18 protein-coding genes are annotated in these 17,534 nt (G+C 52.8%); 9 read left to right on the top strand and 9 right to left on the bottom strand.

Annotation, left to right across the window (positions count from 1 at the left end):
- The first annotated feature begins 41 nt into the window (after window positions 1-41).
- The 5 genes from NXT09_RS10760 to cydX all read left to right on the top strand — a co-directional run bounded on the left by NXT09_RS10760 (window position 42) and on the right by cydX (window position 5,955).
- Window positions 42-1,934: a phage tail protein gene (locus NXT09_RS10760; protein WP_306417488.1), complete on the top strand. Its 1,893-nt coding sequence runs from the start codon at window positions 42-44 to the stop codon at window positions 1,932-1,934.
- Complete coding sequence (locus NXT09_RS10765; protein WP_268579678.1) at window positions 1,934-2,551, top strand: tail fiber assembly protein; 618 nt, start codon at window positions 1,934-1,936, stop codon at window positions 2,549-2,551. The genes NXT09_RS10760 and NXT09_RS10765 overlap by 1 nt, the downstream gene beginning before the upstream one ends.
- 548 nt (window positions 2,552-3,099) lie before the next feature.
- Window positions 3,100-4,677 (top strand): cytochrome ubiquinol oxidase subunit I, encoded by a 1,578-nt coding sequence (gene cydA / locus NXT09_RS10770; protein ID WP_268579679.1) that lies wholly within the window; start codon window positions 3,100-3,102, stop codon window positions 4,675-4,677.
- A 14-nt stretch (window positions 4,678-4,691) separates the two neighbouring features.
- Window positions 4,692-5,831 (top strand): cytochrome d ubiquinol oxidase subunit II, encoded by a 1,140-nt coding sequence (gene cydB / locus NXT09_RS10775; RefSeq protein WP_268579680.1) that lies wholly within the window; start codon window positions 4,692-4,694, stop codon window positions 5,829-5,831.
- A 19-nt stretch (window positions 5,832-5,850) separates the two neighbouring features.
- Window positions 5,851-5,955, top strand: coding sequence for a cytochrome bd-I oxidase subunit CydX (gene cydX, locus NXT09_RS10780; protein WP_010278781.1), 105 nt, complete (start codon window positions 5,851-5,853; stop codon window positions 5,953-5,955).
- Between the two features lie 68 nt (window positions 5,956-6,023).
- On the opposite strand, the gene NXT09_RS10785 is transcribed toward cydX, so the two are convergent.
- A complete protein-coding gene (locus tag NXT09_RS10785; RefSeq protein WP_268579682.1) occupies window positions 6,024-6,608 on the bottom strand; it encodes a TetR/AcrR family transcriptional regulator in 585 nt (194 codons plus the stop codon).
- 209 nt (window positions 6,609-6,817) lie between these two features.
- Here NXT09_RS10785 and NXT09_RS10790 point away from each other — a divergent pair, with 209 nt between their 5' ends.
- From NXT09_RS10790 to NXT09_RS10800, 3 genes are read left to right on the top strand one after another with little or no spacing between them, the layout of a single operon-like run.
- Window positions 6,818-7,399 (top strand): sugar O-acetyltransferase, encoded by a 582-nt coding sequence (locus NXT09_RS10790; RefSeq protein WP_268579683.1) that lies wholly within the window; start codon window positions 6,818-6,820, stop codon window positions 7,397-7,399.
- A 32-nt stretch (window positions 7,400-7,431) separates the two neighbouring features.
- Entirely contained in the window at window positions 7,432-7,797 is a 366-nt protein-coding gene (locus tag NXT09_RS10795) for a YidH family protein (RefSeq protein WP_039471932.1), read from the top strand.
- A 3-nt stretch (window positions 7,798-7,800) separates the two neighbouring features.
- Window positions 7,801-8,121: a DUF202 domain-containing protein gene (locus NXT09_RS10800; protein ID WP_240583367.1), complete on the top strand. Its 321-nt coding sequence runs from the start codon at window positions 7,801-7,803 to the stop codon at window positions 8,119-8,121.
- Window positions 8,122-8,226: 105 nt separating this feature from the next.
- On the opposite strand, the gene fdhE is transcribed toward NXT09_RS10800, so the two are convergent.
- From fdhE to hutW, 8 genes are all read right to left on the bottom strand, one after another.
- Window positions 8,227-9,156, bottom strand: a complete 930-nt coding sequence (fdhE, locus tag NXT09_RS10805; protein ID WP_240583368.1) for a formate dehydrogenase accessory protein FdhE — start codon at window positions 9,154-9,156, stop codon at window positions 8,227-8,229.
- A gap of 100 nt (window positions 9,157-9,256) precedes the next feature.
- Window positions 9,257-9,382, bottom strand: a complete 126-nt coding sequence (locus tag NXT09_RS10810; protein WP_268579684.1) for a hypothetical protein — start codon at window positions 9,380-9,382, stop codon at window positions 9,257-9,259.
- Window positions 9,383-9,392: 10 nt separating this feature from the next.
- Window positions 9,393-10,844: an aminotransferase-like domain-containing protein gene (locus NXT09_RS10815; RefSeq protein WP_268579685.1), complete on the bottom strand. Its 1,452-nt coding sequence runs from the start codon at window positions 10,842-10,844 to the stop codon at window positions 9,393-9,395.
- 107 nt (window positions 10,845-10,951) lie between these two features.
- Complete coding sequence (locus tag NXT09_RS10820; RefSeq protein ID WP_268579686.1) at window positions 10,952-11,674, bottom strand: glutamine amidotransferase; 723 nt, start codon at window positions 11,672-11,674, stop codon at window positions 10,952-10,954.
- 189 nt (window positions 11,675-11,863) lie between these two features.
- Entirely contained in the window at window positions 11,864-12,340 is a 477-nt protein-coding gene (locus tag NXT09_RS10825) for a YlaC family protein (protein WP_205549851.1), read from the bottom strand.
- A gap of 160 nt (window positions 12,341-12,500) precedes the next feature.
- The gene (locus NXT09_RS10830) at window positions 12,501-13,130 is read right to left on the bottom strand and encodes an NAD(P)H-binding protein (protein ID WP_205549853.1); all 630 of its coding nucleotides are present in this window, start codon (window positions 13,128-13,130) and stop codon (window positions 12,501-12,503) included.
- A complete protein-coding gene (gene hutX, locus NXT09_RS10835; RefSeq protein WP_268579687.1) occupies window positions 13,127-13,627 on the bottom strand; it encodes a heme utilization cystosolic carrier protein HutX in 501 nt (166 codons plus the stop codon). The genes NXT09_RS10830 and hutX overlap by 4 nt, the downstream gene beginning before the upstream one ends.
- Window positions 13,628-13,641: 14 nt before the next feature.
- Complete coding sequence (gene hutW, locus NXT09_RS10840; RefSeq protein WP_268579688.1) at window positions 13,642-14,955, bottom strand: heme anaerobic degradation radical SAM methyltransferase ChuW/HutW; 1,314 nt, start codon at window positions 14,953-14,955, stop codon at window positions 13,642-13,644.
- 408 nt (window positions 14,956-15,363) lie between these two features.
- On the opposite strand from hutW, the gene NXT09_RS10845 reads away from it, so the two are divergent.
- Window positions 15,364-17,532 (top strand): TonB-dependent receptor plug domain-containing protein, encoded by a 2,169-nt coding sequence (locus NXT09_RS10845; RefSeq protein WP_268579689.1) that lies wholly within the window; start codon window positions 15,364-15,366, stop codon window positions 17,530-17,532.
- The last annotated feature ends 2 nt before the right edge of the window (window positions 17,533-17,534 follow it).

Raw genomic sequence — 17,534 nt, forward strand, 5'->3', positions numbered from 1 at the left:
AAAAAACATCATCATAGCTATGTTACAACCCACAGGAGCGCATGAACGTGGCGAATTTGTCTGAAGAAGAAAACTGGATTGATGGAATTTATCAGCTTGAAGTATCGGATCGCGTTACCGCAGGCCCTGGTGGAATCTCCAACCGCCAAGCGGAGCAGTTAGCCAGCCGCACGGCTTACCTGAAAAGAATGCAGGAAACCACTGGCGATAGTTTGCAAAAACATCTCGCCGCCAGCGATCCGCATTCACAATATGCCCCAAAAGCCAGCCCTGCATTCACGGGCACGCCCACCGCGCCAACGGCTGCATCCGGTTCTAATGACACACAATTGGCAACAACAGCCTTTGTGAAAGCTGCTGTGGCAGCATTGGTTAATGGTTCTCCGGCAGCACTGGATACGCTGCAAGAACTGGCGAATGCGTTAGGTAATGACCCTAACTTCAGCACAACCGTATTGAAGGCGATTGCTGATGTGAAAACTGACGCGGCCAATAAGCTGAATGCCCATGCTTCCATCCTCGATGCGCACCCTCAATATGCCCCAAAAGCGAGTCCGACATTCACGGGAACACCAACAGCACCGACTGCTGCATCCAGTTCTAATGACACACAATTGGCGACAACGGCCTTTGTGAAAGCCGCCGTGGCCGCATTGGTTAATGGTTCTCCTGCGGCGCTCGATACGCTGCAAGAACTGGCTACTGCGTTGGGTAATGATCCGAACTTCAGCACCACAGTGTTGAATGCACTGGCGGGGAAGCTGGCAAAAGACCAGAACGGTGCGGATATTCCTGATAAATCCCAATTTCGCCAGAATGTGGGGTTAAGCAACATCATGATGACGGGGGATTTCGGGTGGGGAGGCGTATCAAAAAACATACAGTCGCTATGGGATAATGCGACATGGAATTCATATCTGAAAGATAACGTCAGTCAGATATGGCGTCAGAATGCGCCCGTTTCTGGATCGGCAGCATCAATGCCACCGTACAGTACGGGTGCATCATTTAAATCCAGCGATACGTATGGTGCTATATTTTTTCCGATTGAAGACCGAGCCAATCACAAAATAACAGTGTATGGCGGTGATGATTCGGGGCAACTTAAAACTGTCAGATGGATTTGGGATCACATCACTCTGCCGATACCACATAGTACAGGGAAGGGTTTTGTCGTAAACGATAAGGGAATGACTGAGCAACTCCCAGCAAACACTGATGAATATTTGAATCAACTGGCACAACAACAGAGCGCGGGCAGTCGCCGTTTTTCTAACGGCGACTGGAAATCTCATTTGTCTGTTAGGCATTTGGGCGGTGTTACTGAAAACGGAGATAACAGCAACACATTATACGGATGGGCTATTATTGATGAAAATATGGTCTCAGACGGTAGTGAATTTTATATTTATAAACAAAACAATGGTACGTGGTTGCCGCGAATGCGTTTATACCATTCAGCAAACCTAACTCCTTCAACAATCGGCGCGATGCCCGCATCTGAACTAGCAGGCATGCCGCAGCTATTCCCCGGTGCTGTTGCGCCAGTTGGCTGGCTGAAATGTAACGGCCAACCGTTCGACAAAGCGCAATACCCTATTCTGACCTCTCGCTATCCGTCTGGTTTCCTGCCCGATTTACGCGGCGAATTCGTACGCGGTTGGGATGACGGGCGTGGTGTTGATGCTGGGCGTGCGTTGATGTCAGCGCAGGGTGATGCAATCAGAAACATTACTGGGAAATTCAATCCAGGGGGTAATGGCATCAGCGGTGATTCTGCATTATTTACAGCGGGACCATGGGGTCAAGCATCAGGTAGTGGCGCATTCCATGACTCAGCATTAATCACATTTGATGCGTCAAAGGTCGTCCCGACAGCAGAAGAAAACCGCCCCCGCAATATCGCCTTTAACTACATCGTGAGAGCAGCATAATGAGCAACTATTCAACACAAATTAAAAACGCAGAACTGAACGAACGTGGACTTGCTATCAACACCGGGTGGATTACGGTTTATCACGTTAATCCGGCTACGCGGGAATATCAGAGCGCCAGCTATGAATATGTGATGCAAGGTGTTGGCCTGCCCGCCGACAGCTACGCAGACGAACCGCAATTGCCGCCAGTTGGCCAAGCCTTGCGCCGTAGCGCAGACGGTAAGGCATGGGAACAGGTGCCAGACTATCGCGGCCGGACCGTTTACAGTACGGAAACACGACAGGCACAGACAGTGACGCAATTCGGCGAACTGCCGGAAAATATGACATTTCAGGCTCCAACAACCGAGTTTGATCTGTGGGATGGGGCGGCCTGGGTAACAAATCAGGAGGCGCAACAGCTTGCCGTAACCAAAAGCCTACAGCAGGAACTGGCGGCACGACGCGCGACGGCAAACACACGAATTGCCGAGCTGAACTACGCAGTGGACTTGGCTATTGCCACGGATGAAGAGCAAGAACGGCTAACCCAATGGAAAATTTATCTGGTGACGTTGAACCGCATTGATCTCACCGCTGCATCTGTCGTGTGGCCAGAAGCGCCTTCCGTGTAATCGCCGGTACCAGTATTTCATCATATAATAAGGTGTGCCGTATTTAACGTACGGCACACACGCCTCATCTCCCTCTCTTTAGGCAAGATAGTCTGATAATTCCCAATTACTTTTCATCGCCAAATGTAAAATTAAATAAAAAATGAAACTGTTATATTCATACATCTCAAATCTGTACTATTTTAATTAACTCAAATTCCCAACACCAACAGGAATCAAGAGTAAAAAACCAATAATTAAATTTTAATAAAATTAAAAACCAAAAAATAAAGTAAAAGCAGAATATAAAAACAAAATAATGGCATTGGAGATAAAAAAACCAAATCAACAAACTGTACTATTTATCCTTCCATTTTTGCACGTTATAATCCCAGCACGTTTTATTCACTACTCATTTTTATCTCACTTCAATCAGTGAAGTTAATTTCTGACGGATGAAAATACCGTCGGCGGTAATCTATTTTCGTTTTATTCGTCACGATTTATTCCGGCAAGCATCGGAATAACAATATGGCGTGCATTTTCCTGCCTGAAGCTAGGAGCCTAACATGTTTGATGTCGTTGAGCTGTCGCGGCTGCAATTTGCCCTGACTGCCATGTATCACTTTCTTTTCGTCCCGCTGACGCTGGGGTTGTCCTTCCTGCTCGCCATTATGAACACCACCTATGTGTTAACCGGCAAGCAAATCTATAAGGATATGACCAAGTTCTGGGGCAAGCTGTTCGCCATCAACTTTGCGCTGGGTGTGGCAACTGGTCTGACTCTGGAATTCCAGTTCGGCACCAACTGGTCTTACTATTCTCACTACGTGGGCGATATTTTTGGCGCACCGCTGGCGATGGAAGGACTCATGGCGTTCTTCCTCGAATCTACACTCATCGGTCTGTTCTTTTTCGGCTGGGATCGCCTGACCAAAGTCCAGCACATGCTGGTGACCTGGTTCGTCGCGCTGGGCTCCAACTTTTCCGCCCTGTGGATTCTGGTCGCTAACGGCTGGATGCAAAACCCGATTGCCGCTGAGTTCAATTACGAAACCATGCGCATGGAAATGCTGAGCTTCGCCGAACTGGTGCTGAACCCGGTTGCGCAAGTGAAGTTCGTCCACACCGTGGCAGCGGGCTACACCGCTGGCGCGATGTTCGTCCTCGGGATCAGTTCTTACTATCTGCTGAGAGGCCGAGATATCGCCTTTGCCAAGCGCTCATTCGCCATTGCCGCCAGTTTTGGTCTGGCTTCGGTGCTGTCCGTGATCGTACTGGGTGATGAATCCGGCTATGTGATGGGCGATGTGCAGAAAACCAAGCTGGCAGCGATCGAAGCCGAATGGGAAACGCAGCCCGCCCCCGCTTCTTTCACGCTGTTCGCCATCCCCAATCAGGAAACGATGCAGAACGATTATGCGATCCACGTTCCCTATCTGCTGGGGCTCATCGCCACGCGTTCGCTCGACAAACCTGTCGTCGGCATCAAAGACCTGATGGCACAACATGAGATACGTATTCGTAACGGCATGACGGCCTATGGCCTGCTGGAGGAACTGCGCTCAGGTAATACCGACCCCGCCGTTCGCGCGCAATTTGAGGCTGCCAAGCGCGATCTTGGCTACGGTCTGCTGCTTAAGCGCTATACCGATGACGTCGCCAACGCCAGCGAAAACCAGATCCAACAGGCAACCAAAGATTCCATCCCTCGCGTCGCACCGCTGTATGTCGCTTTTCGTCTGATGGTGGGCTGCGGCGTGCTGATGCTCGGCATTTTTGCTCTGTCGTTCTGGAGCGTCATACGTGGCCGCATGGGACAGCGTAAATGGCTGCATCGTGTGGCGCTGTACGGCATTCCCCTGCCCTGGATCGCGATTGAATCCGGCTGGTTCGTCGCCGAGTACGGTCGCCAGCCGTGGGCAGTCGGTGAGGTTCTGCCTACCGCCATCGCCAATTCGTCTCTGGAAGCACACGACATCCTGCTGTCGATGGGACTGATTTGCGGGCTGTACACGCTGTTTCTGATTGCGGAAATGTATCTGATGTTCAAGTTTGCCCGACTGGGGCCAAGCAGCCTAAAAACCGGCCGCTACCACTTTGAACAACCGACGAAACAACCCCTCGCGACACCTGCAAAACCGTAACGGGAGCCATAATAATGCTGGATTATGAAACATTACGCCTGATTTGGTGGGGATTGATTGGCCTGTTGTTTATCGGCTTCGCCATCACCGACGGCTTTGACATGGGCGTGGGCATTCTGCTGCGCCTGCTGGGCAAGAATGATACTGAACGGCGAGTCATGATTAACGTGATCGCCCCACACTGGGACGGCAATCAGGTCTGGCTGATCACAGCAGCAGGCGCGTTGTTCGCCGCCTGGCCGATGGTGTATGCCGCCGCTTTTTCCGGTTTCTACTTCGCCATGATTCTGGTGCTGGCCGCTCTGTTTTTCCGCCCGGTGGGCTTTGATTATCGCTCCAAGCTGGAAAACCAGCGCTGGCGTAATATGTGGGACTGGGGCATTTTCATCGGCAGCTTCGTCCCCACGCTGGTATTCGGCATCGCATTAGGCAACCTGTTGCAGGGCGTGCCGCTGAGCGTCGATATGTATTTGCGCCTCACCTACCACGGCGGGTTCTTTGGCCTGTTGAACCCGTTCGGGCTGCTGGCAGGCGTCGTGAGTGTCTCGATGATCGTCGCACACGGTGCAATTTACCTGCAAATGCGCACCACAGAAGCGCTTCAGCGTCGCGCGCAAAAAACCGTTCTGATCGCCAGCGCGCTGATGAGCATCACCTTCTTACTGGCTGGATTCTGGGTTCTGTTCGGCCTCGATGGCTACGTGATTACCTCCACGCTGGATAAAGCCGCCCCGTCTAACCCGCTGAATAAAGAGGTGGTCCAGCAGGCTGGGGCGTGGTTAACCAACTTTACGGCTCACCCTACGCTGTGGGCGATTCCTGCACTGGGTGTGGTTCTGCCGTGGTTCACCTGTCTCTTCTCGCGCGTGAACCGCTGTGGCTGGGGCTTTCTGACCTCGTCATTGACGATTGTCTGCGTGATTCTGACGGCAGGCATTACGCTGTTCCCGTTCGTGATGCCTTCCAGCTTTGATCCCAACGTCAGCCTGACCATCTGGGATGCCACATCCAGCCAGCTTACGCTTCAGGTGATGACCATTCTGGCCTGTATTTTTGTTCCCACCATCCTGCTTTATACCAGCTGGTGTTATTACAAAATGTTTGGCCGGATCGATGCCCGCTACATCGAAGCCAATAAGCATTCCGTTTACTAACGACTTGAGGAGAAAGAGCATGTGGTATTTCGCCTGGATACTCGGCACGCTACTGGCTTGCGCGTTCGCGCTGGTCACCGCGCTGGCAGTAGAGAACCATGAAGCGGGCAAAGACGCGTCCTGAGAAAACGAAGCGCCTCATCGGGCGCTTCATCTACTTGCCGACCTATTCCTGACGCCTGACAAAGCGATTTATTCTCTGGCCACCAGCCGAACCAGACGTTCAATGTCATTCCTGCCCATAGGATTCTGATCCATAAAATTATGTGTCCCAATCCCCTCAATCAGTACATCAAGCGCCCGTGCGGCTGAGGCAGAAAAATGTTGTTCCAACGCAGAGCGGCTTTGTTCCATCCAGAGCTGCGGCAGGTATTTAAGCCGAGGATTTCTGGAAGCAAACGCATATAACTCAAAGCTGAGGAGAAGAGTACGCGGGGATCCCCATACCTTTTGATCAATGATATCCACAACAGCAATTAAGGCGTCTTCCTGTGTTTGCGCACGGGCCAACCGAGCGTAAAACTGAGCGCTGATTTCCGTCGCCAATAGCCTGAAGGCTTCTTCCAGAAGATGTTCCGTGCTTTCAAAGTAGTACGTCAACGATCCCAACGAGACATCCGCAGCTTCCGCAATCTTTCTCCAGGATGTGCCAGCAACGCCGTAATGCTCAATGATATCTAAAGTCACTGCAATGATACGTTCACGCCGCGCTGGCTCGTACCGCCGTTTTCTGCGCGCTGTCGCCTTGATGCCTTCTGGTTGGTTTTCATTACTCATCGGTTTCTTCTGTGCGGAGGGATATCAGTGATTAAGTTTATATGTACAGTCGTACATATGAAAGTTTAGTATGGAACAGGTTGATGGCTGAGAGTCTGAAAAACACTCAACTCCCCACAACGTTTTCCGTACAAAAGCAGCCAGACAGGAAAGTCACATCCAGGTCCGTTAAACCTGCCTTACCTCAATATCAGAAGTGGAGTCATGCGATGAATGAAGCCGAAAAAGCAGCCGCTGGATTGCTGTATGATGCGAACTATGATGAAGCATTGCTGCGTCGCCGAGACGAGGCCAAACAGCAGCTTTTTGAATTTAACCATACTCCGGTTACCGACAAGGCAAAACGGCAAGACATCCTTCATAACCTGCTTGGCAGACATGGTGAAAACTTCATTATCGAAGGACCATTCTATTGTGACTATGGCTATAACATTGAAATAGTTGAAAATTTCTACGCCAATGTCAACTTCGTGGTTCTGGACGGCGCAAAAGTAAAAATTGGTGATAATGTGTTTATCGCGCCCAATGTCGGTATCTATACCGCAGGGCATCCGTTGGATGCGAAGCGCAGGAACCAAGGGCTCGAATATGCGCACCCAGTTACCATCGGTGATAATGTCTGGATCGGTGCCGGCGTAAATATTCTCCCCGGGGTGTCCATTGGCTCTAACAGCATTATCGGGGCTGGCGCTGTCGTACTTCACAGTGTGCCAGAAGGCGTTCTCGTCGCGGGCAACCCAGCCCGGATAATCAGAAAGATTACGGAAGAGGACAGCCTGCGCTATCAGTAAGCTCCTTTTAAAATCAGGAATCAGACGACAACATGACAACACCCAGACAGGACAAAACGCCGTGGTGGAGTCAGGGGAAAACCCCGGACTACCGTTTTTCATTAGCGAATGAACGCACCTTCCTGGCGTGGATTCGCACCGCGCTGGCGTTTCTTGCAGGTGCGGTGGGTATCGATCAGTTTACCGTCCATATCGATCCGCTGGTGCGTCAGGGGCTGGCTCTGCTGCTGGTCGTCTGTGCGGCATTGCTCGGCGGTCTGGCCTATCGTCGCTGGGTCAGCAATGAGAAAGCGATGCGTCAGGAAAGTGATATGCCGTATACGCCGATGCTGCTGATCGTGACGCTGTTTATCACCCTCATTGCCATCGCACTTGCCGCGATGATTCTGTTCGGGTAGCGCATGGACACGACCCGCGATCCGGGGTTACAGCCGCAGCGAACCGGCATGGCCTGGTCACGTACGCTGTTTGTGATGCTGATCAACAGCCTGCTGTGTTTTCGTCTGAGCATGGTGGACGGCAGCCGAGTGGTGTTTGCCTGCGCTATTCTACTCTTGTGCGTGTCTGCTTTGATGTCGGTACTGGCGATTCTGCGCTACCGCTTTAATGCCCGTTGCCAACCGGTGCTATCACGCGCCAGCCACGGGCTGATCGTGCTCACATCATCATCGATTGTCATCACCGCGCTGGTCTTACTGCTGCATTTCAGCGGCGTGTGGTAAGCCCAGATTTTCTGTATTTTTTCTGAAAAGAACGGTTTTCTGAAAAGAAAGGTGTTCTGAAAAGAAAGGCGGTGAAGCCCAAACGCGCTTCACCGATTAGACGGGCTATTCGATCGAACTTTCCGGGAACAGGAAGGGGTTGATGCTACTGCGAGAAAAACCTTCTTCCTCCATTTTCACATCCAGCACCAGCGAAGCCAGATCGTCAGCGACGGCTTCTACACGGTGATCTTTTTCCTGATATAGCAGCTTCAGATACGTGCCGCAGTGGCCGCAGCTTTCTGCTTTGATAGCGGAATTTTCGCTATCCAGCGACCAGTAATTCAGCTCGCTCGACTCTTCACAGTTGCTGCATTTCACCCGCACCATGTGCCATTCGCTCTCGCACAGATTACAGTGCAGATAACGCAGCCCGCTGGACGTACCCAACTGCACTACGCCCGATACCGGAATACTGCCGCACACAGGGCAGAACTGGCGATGTTCGCCGGGTACAGCACGCGCTTTACCCGGCAGTTGGCTTGCCATCTGCGCCCAGAACAGCGACAGCGCCGCCCAGATGAACGGGGCTTTATCATTGCTCTCGGCACGAAATTCGTGTTGCAGCAGCGCCGTTGCCTGTTCTTCCAGCTCCTGCTCTGAGACTTTTTCCAGATTCTCCAGCGTGGATAACACCTGTCCGCTGGCATCCGGTTTTAATTCTTCGATCAGCGCACGCAGCAGCGTGTGCCAGTGCGCATCACGCGGGAACACCGCGATATCGAGCGGTGGACGTTCACCGGACTGTTTCAACACGTCACTCAGGTCAAGCTTCAACGGATGATCGTGCAATACCTTCTGCTGGGCTTCCACCACGCCTGCGGCGAAGGTGAGATAATCCCCCAACGGGTGCTCTTCAGCTAACTGACGCAGACGCTCTGCGCGGCTGCTGTACAGGCTTTTCAGATTGGCAAAAAGCAGCGGAGGGATATTCCCTTCCGGCATCGATTTTTCGTTCTGTTCTAACTGTTCCTGAGGAACAATGCGAATACTCATCAGGGTGGTTTTTCCTGTTGTTTACGTTGTCTATCCGATAGATTTCGGGGTGCAGGAAGGTCGCCAGCGCGGTCCGAAAGATAGCGGGTATAGCTCACCTTTAGCCGGAATTATACGCATCGTGCCTATCGACTTCCTGATTTCCGGCAAGGTTATGGCTGTTTTTCGCCATCGATGCCGCCACCGTCCGCCATGACGGGAACAGTAGCAGAAAAGCGGCAAACATCTCCACACCTCTAAAGGGGTGATCGGGTCAAACGCTCTCCTATCTGCGACCGAATCAGCGAGGCCAATACGATTACGCTTTGTTCGCAGCGCTCGTCCCATTCATAGGAAGCGTTGAAGCGGAAGTAGCGATCGTATTTGTCGCCGGTCGTGAACATTTTACCCGGCGCAATACTGACGCCCCGCTCCAGCGCGCGTCGGTATAGCTCCGTGCTGCTCACGCCGTCAGGCAATTCCAACCAGAGAAAATAACCACCTTGCGAATGATTAATGCGGACGTCGCCCGGCAAGTGTCGGCGTAGCGACTGTAACGCCGCGTGTTTACGCTGTTCCAGCGCTCGTCGCAGGCGGCGCAGATGGCTGTCATAGCTGCTGGTCGCCAGATAATCCGCAATTGCCAACTGCATCGGTGCGCTGGTTGATAATGTACTCATCAGCTGTAAACGCTGAATGCTGCCCGCATAGCTCCCCGCCGCCACCCAGCCGATACGGAACCCCGCCACCAGATTTTTAGAAAACGAGGAGCAGTGCAGAATCGTGCCTTTTTTATCCAACGCTTTTGCGGGAAGCGGGCGTTGCAGGCCGGTGTACAGCTCGCTGTAGACGTCATCTTCTACCAGCCCGACGCCGTGTTTTTCCAGCATCGCCACCAGCCGCTGTTTCTTCTCCCAGGACAGCGTGCAGCCGAGCGGGTTATGAAAATTGGTCATCAACCAGCAGGCTTTGATCGGATAGTCGTTCAGCGCCTGCTGCAACGCGTCAAGATCGATGCCCTGCTGCGGATCGGTTGCAATCGCAATCGCTTTGAGTTTAAGGCGTTCAATCGCCTGTAGCGCGCCATAAAAAGCGGGAGATTCGATCACCACGTAATCGCCCGGTTCCGTCAGCGCCTGAAGGCTGAGATTAAGGGACTCCATCGCGCCCGCCGTAATCACAATCTCATCGGGTGAGACGGCAATCCCCTGCAACGCGTAGCGCTGGGCGATGTTCTTCCTCAGGCTCTCATTACCCGGCGGCAAATTATCTAGCGCGCTGTGTGGCTGCATATGACGCGCCACCGAGGCCAGTGAGCGCGTCAACTGACGCTGTGGAAAGAGCTGTGGATCGGGAAACGCCGATCCGAAGGGCATGACCGCCGGATCTTTGCTGGCCTGAAGCACATCAAAAATGAACGCGTTGACGTCCACGTCTTCGGTCAACTGAACGCGCTCCTGCCCTACGGGCGAATGTAGGCTGTCTGTTGGTAGTGCGGATAGCTGTGGTGCCGCGTAATAACCCGACTGTGGACGCGACACAATCAGCCCCTGACTTTCCAGCAGCTGATAGGCGTGCAGCACGGTCATCAGGCTCATACCTGAATGCAGTGATTTTTCCCGCAGCGAGGGCAGTTTGTCGCCCGGCTGCCAGATCCCTTCCTGAAGCTGCTCACGGATCTGGTGAGCGAGCTGTTCAAACTTTGCCATAGCGCTACAGTTTCGGTGGGTGAGTCTGTCATTATTTTTCGCTCGATCACCACCGACAGGCCATGATCGAGAAGGCTGCTTATCGAGAATAACGCGTTTCTCGAGGACTATTTCGCCGCGTAGCGTTGTACAAAATCCAGCAGAATCTTACGCGCCCAGACGGGTTCCTGCGGAATATCCATCATCCGATCGACATCCCAACCGCCCTGCCGCAGCGCCGCTTCATTATGACGCAGGCACGTCAGCATGATGTCCGCGCTGAATTCCGGGTGAAATTGCACGGTCAGGACTTTATCGCTGTAGCGGATAATCTGGCAGCCATCCATCTCTGAACTGGCCAGCACCTGCGCGCCTTCAGGTGGTTCCAGCACGGACTGCTGATGGGTCAGATAAGCACCAAACTGCTGCGGATAATCACGCAGTAAGGTGTCTTGCGCCGCGGCCTCATGGGTTGTCACAACCTGAACGCCCACTTCCTTGCCGTTCGGGTTATCTCCAACTTTACCGCCCAGCGCGTCGGCGAGCAGTTGATGTCCATAGCACACGCCCAGCAGCGGGATATCCGCGTAATACGCTTCACGCAGCCAGCCCGCGGTGTATTCACTCCAGTCCAGCCGATCCGTGACCATCGACCACGAGCCGGAGATCACCACCGCCGCCAGCGTATCAAACGACGGCAGCAGTTCCCCAAGATCGGGACGGACCACCTGCACCGGCTGCGTGTTGCCCTGCACCGCATCGGTAAACCACTTCCCTTGTTGCCCAACCTGAGACGCAATGCCTTCCGGCGGTTGGCCCAACTGAATTACCAGCAATACCTTTTCGCTCATCGTCCTGTTCTGCCCGTATTTGAAAAACCATCAACCTGAAAAACCACAAGAATGCGGCGCTCGCTGCTTATAACGAACGTAGCACTATGCCTACATGAAAACCAGCCACCATGAAAATCTGCGCATAGGAAAAACCATGCGCATTATTTGAACATCGCGAAATGGGGCGGTTTGAGGGCAGAAAATCAGCTAAATGGAGGGCTGTTGACGATAGGCCAACGAAAAAACATCGTAAAAATCAACATCACCTTTCGTGCGTCGAATTTTCTCTATCCCCGCTTTCACCGCAGGCGGTACCTGCTCATTGCGTAGCAGTTTATCCAGCGTGTCCTGCGACACGTGGCGGATCGTAAACCACTCGCCGTTATAGCACACACGTAAATCCAGAGTGTCGATGTCTTCAAAGCGATAGGTCGGGTTAATATCCATCGAAAGTGCCAGCGTCATCACCAGCAAGAAGACGGTAAAACCGATCAGATACGGTAAACCAAAATAAGAGGCATAGAAGAGGATGGCAGCGACCGGCACGTAGCTCACCAGCATCGCGGCAAACAGATAGGGGTGTGACTGCATGAATTTGCGGCTAAAACGTATTTTATTGTCGCGTTTTTCTTCCCGATTAATACGTTCGATCTCTTCGGTCAGAAGGCGTTTTACTTCATCCATCGTCATCACCATCGTGCTTGAGGAATACAACACTGCTGGCATCGATTAGAACATAGCCCCATGAGAGATAACAGATACAGTTTTCGACAGATTAACTATAACAGTTTGCCGGATGCCGGGATGGAGCGCCCCGGCAACCTCGGTGACAGAACGGCGGAGATTATGGAATGGCAGGCATCGTGAGATCAGGGTCGACCAGATTGTAGATGTGATTGCCAAACACGGGCTGCTGTAACAGTTGATCAACCGCCAGCGCGACATCCCAACGTGACACCAATCCTAGCGTAGCAGCACCCTGCGTCAGTTTCGCATTGTGTGTCGCGACCACGTCCAGCAGACCGCCGGGACGAACGATACAGTGATCCAACGTACTGCTTTGCAACCAGCTTTCTGCCAGCGATTTCTCACGTACGGCGAAACCAAACGCGGCTCTGGCACGTGGCGACAACAGCGGCCAGCTATCGCCGCAGCCCAATGACGTCACCAGCAGCATACGCTTGAGGCCCGCCTGCTCGGCACCATCGATCACCGTGCGGTGGCCCTGATAATTTACCGTGCCGCCGCCCATTGTCGAGACCACAATGGCAGAAGGCCCCGCCACACGACAGGCTTCCGCGACTGTTTCCGGGTCGCAGGCATCGCCTTCCACTACCGTCATTCCCTGCTCACGCCAGTGTTTGGCCTGTTCAGGATTACGCAATACGAGTACGGCCGCCTGCTCGCACTCAATAGCGCGCTGTAATAAGCAGGCGCCGACCCCATTGCCCGCGCCGAAAAGTAACCACGTCATACCTGCTCCGGTTGTAATTCACTCGCCAGCACGCGGAACGCCTCAACCTGAGCGCTCAGCAGTTGGCGGTGGCTGTCTCGTCCAAGGAAAATTTTAAACATCGCCGCACCACTGGCATTAAAGAACACCACGGACGCCGTGTCCATCCCCATGAACTTACGCTCAATAAACGCAATGTGCTGACAGCTTGTCGCGCGGATATGTCCGCTCAGGCCATTTTTGCCGCGCAGGTTAAAGTAACCGTGACGGTGCGTACCGGTTGGCAGCTCGCTCTTGAATTCCAGAATCGCGTCTGCCGTGTGGCTGATTAGCGTCACTTCACCCCAGGTCGCAATCGTGTCCCACACTTGATCGAAACGATCGCCCGCCGCCAGCGTACGCTGCGCCGCAGGCAAGGCCTCAACGACAGCAAATAGCGAGGTATTATACTTTCCGGCAATCTCTTCCAGTGTGCCATCAGGGTTGGTTGCCAGTAATTCATTCAGTGTCATGGTCATAGTTGCGTCTCCGGTTAGTGCGCATGCTCTTCGGCATTAAGCTGGGGGATAATTTGTTGTAATGCCTGCATCAGGTTATTCGCCCAGAAGCGGCCATCGTTAGTCAGGCGCAGGCAGGTGGAATCGTCACAGGTCAACCCGGCCTGATGCCATTGGCTGAGTAACGGCTGAAGCTCACGGGCATGTCGGGTCAGTTGAGGCAGCTTGATACGACCGACCTCAATACCCGCCTGAAGCTGATGCTGCCACGGCCCAGTCGGACTAGCTGGCGTCATCATCATGATCGGTTTTTGCCCCTGATCGATCTGCTGGTAGTAGCGCTCCAGGCTGCGTTCCATCATGTAGGCTTGCCCGTTTATATTGCCGCCCGCACCGCTTCCCATTGCCAGACAGTCCGCGCCTTGTTTAATCAGCAGGTTGTACAGGTTGCGTTCACGCGTGGTGCGCGCCCAGTGGCTGTTGCTAAGCTGGTGCCAGCCAGCATCGGCCAGAAATGCCGCACCAGTCCGGTAAAAATCACGACGGGCAACCACATCAGGCAGCGAGACACGCTGGTTTTCAGCTGCCTTCGCCAGCGGCGTGGTTGGTAACAGATTCAGCGCATACAGATCGACGCCGTCTAGCGGTAAATCGCTGACAATCGCCAGATCTTCGCGCCAAATTTCCGGCGTTTGCTCCGGCAAGCCGAACATCAGATCGCACACTACGGCGGCTCGGTCTCGCTCGCACAGACGCTCAAGGAAGCGAATTGACTGCTGCTTATCCGACGTACGCGCCATACGCTGACGAATACGGGTATCGAACGTCTGAATCCCGATAGAGAAGCGGTTCGCCCCCGCATCCAGACAGGCATCGATTCGCTCATCGTCGAAATCCATCGCCCGCCCTTCTACCGTGATTTCACAGTCCGGTGCCAGCGGCAGAGAGGTACGGATTGCGCGAATGATCTGCGACAGCTCATCGGCCGCCAGCGCCGTTGGCGTCCCCCCGCCAAAGTACACCGCATGAATCGGCGCAGACTGATGCAGCGGGCTGTCCGCTTCCATCGCCAATTCCTGCAACAGGTAGCGGGTATAGGTCGCCGTGCTGTCATCACGCAGTTTGTTTTGATAAAAACCGCAGAACGTGCAGTGCGTGGCGCAGAAAGGAATGTGCAGGTAGAGCAGACGCTTACGCGCAGGCACGGTCTGCTGTTTCAGCGCCTGCCAGCCGGCCGGAATCTGTTCTGGTGAAAGTGGCACATGGTTGCGCCAAGGCATTGCCATACGTCGGGCGCCAAAAGGCTGCTCACCGGGTTCGGCATAATACGGCGTCAAATCGATGTTCATTAACGGCCCCCAAATAATCAATAAAATAAATTAAATGATAATTATTTTTATTTGGCAACCTGCCCGGCAGGCAGAAAGGAGGCGGGTTATTCTTTTCGCGTCATTTTCTCTTTAAATTAACCGATTTGCTTATTTTGGTTAAAATGGCAGATATAAATAAATACGGTTATTTCTCATTAGTTTCATAGCATTAATCCACTGAGTCCGTTTTAAATGTTAAATAAATGAAAAAGAAAATCACTACATTAAAATTTGTTAACTTAACAACCAATAAAATATTGCAAGTCCTTATTTAATAATAAATGAGATTGCAGTCACATTTTTTAATATTCATTCAAATTTAATTATCGCAGCTCCCGCCCAAATGATAACGTTAATGAGAATCATTAACTTTTCAGAGAAAAAGCCATGAATAAAAAGGCCACACACTGGGCTCTCTTTATGCTGCCTGCTATTTATAGCGGCGCAATTAATGCAGCGCCAAACGATTCATCTACAAATCATTCGACCACAAACAGCGATGAAATAACCGTTATTAGTGCAGGGAGAACGGAACAGAATTTATGGGAAAGTCCGGTCACAATGCAGGTTATCGATAATGAAAAGCTGAATAAATATACCGGCGATTCTATTGCTGAAGCGCTGCGTGATATTCCCGGCGTCGATATTACCGATACCGCATTAGCCGGTCGGAAACAAATACGTATTCGCGGCGAAGAAGCCTCACGCGTATTAGTGTTAATTGACGGACAGGAAGTCACCTATCAACGCGGCGGCCCCAATTACAGCCTCGGATTATTAATCGACCCTTCTTATATTGAACGCATTGAAGTCGTGAAAGGCCCGCATTCGGTATTATATGGCTCGCAGGCTATCGGCGGCGTGATCAACTTTATTACCCGCAAAGGGGGAGACAAACCGCTGAGCGGCAAAATCAAAGCCGTTTATGACAGCGCGACCGCAGGCTGGCAGGAATCGGGTTTAGCCTACGGTTCCATCGGAAATTTCGACTATCGCCTCAGCGGCAGCTATAGCGATCAGGGCAACCGCAGCACGCCGGATGGTCGTCTGCCGGATACCCACTTCCGCAACAGCGGGCAGTCCGCCTGGCTCGGTTACCGCCTTGACGATCATAAGTTCGGCCTGTCGCTAGACAGTTTCAAGCTCAGCACGCAGACCTACACCGACTCGGATGAATACGACAGCTTCAGCGTGCGCATTCCTGAACTGGAAAGAAAGAAGGTCGGCCTGTTTTATGACTGGCAGATCGGCGGCGATGTGCTGAAAAACCTGCATCTGGATGCCTATCAGCAAAATATCAAACGCGAATTCCGTAACGATCTGTCGCAGAGCGGTAATCCGCTGCGCTATAACGGCATGGCGCTTTATCAAGGCAAAATGGCGATGAGCACAGGAACCGACGACAAGCAGACCAGTCGGGGATTGACCTTACAAGCGGATATCACGCCATTAGCCGGACACACGCTGATTGCCGGGGGGCAATGGCTCTCCGATGTCGTGAAGCAAAATGCCTTCTCCGATGTCCGGGTAACGGGATCATTATCGCCCATGGGAATGCCTTCTCTGTCGGTTAACCCAAGCTCAATATCCAATAACCACTGGCGACAGAATAGCTGGGCGCTGTTCGCACAGGATGAATGGAAAATAACGCCGGACTGGACGTGGACGCTGGGCGCGCGTCAATACTGGGTTGAATCACTCTCCTACGGCGGCCAGAAGACAGGCACCGTAAGAATGAACGGGATGGTGATGCCGAACAACAGTACATCCGCCGCCGCGAAGGAAAGTGACAGCACATTAGTCACCGCCAGCAGCCTCCGTTATTCCGGCTTTGATAATATCCAACTGCGCGCCTCCTTTGCGCAAGGTTATGTCTACCCTACCCTGACGCATAAGTTTTACGATACGGCAGCCGGCGGGAGCACCACTTACGGCAACGCCAATCTAAAGGCGGAAAAGTCGGATAACTATGAAGTTGGCATGCGCTATAAAGACGATAGCTGGCTGCTGGACAGCGCGATCTACCATTCACGCGCCAAAGACTACATCACCACACTGAACTGCGCCGGTAACGCCGCCTGTTCCGGCAGTACGGACAGCAGTAGCCGCTACTACGCCAACGCCAACCGTGCGACCACGTACGGGATGGAAATGTATGCGGAATATCTCGGCTGGACGCTGTCTCCTTACGTTAACGGCAACATCATCCGCCGTGAACTGGAATTGCCGACGCGCAGCACCTATCGCACCGGTGAACCCACCTTTACCGGACGCGTCGGGGTCAAAAACATCATGCTGTTTGATCGCATGGAGCTGGAATCGGATCTCTACCTCAGAGCTGCCTCACGTGCGAAGGATGAAACGGCAGATATCGCCGTCCAGCACAGCGGTTGGGCAACGGCTAATCTGGAATTCACCAGCACCTTCGGTAGCGAGAATCAGTATCAGGTCACGCTGGCGCTGAATAACCTACTGGATAAGCGCTATACCACCGCGCATGAAAGCATTCCTGCATCCGGCTTCAGCACCGCGATTGGCGCGGCGTTCTCATTCTAAGA

The organism is Pectobacterium jejuense (genome assembly GCF_026800125.1).
Classification (GTDB): Bacteria; Pseudomonadota; Gammaproteobacteria; order Enterobacterales; family Enterobacteriaceae; genus Pectobacterium; species Pectobacterium jejuense.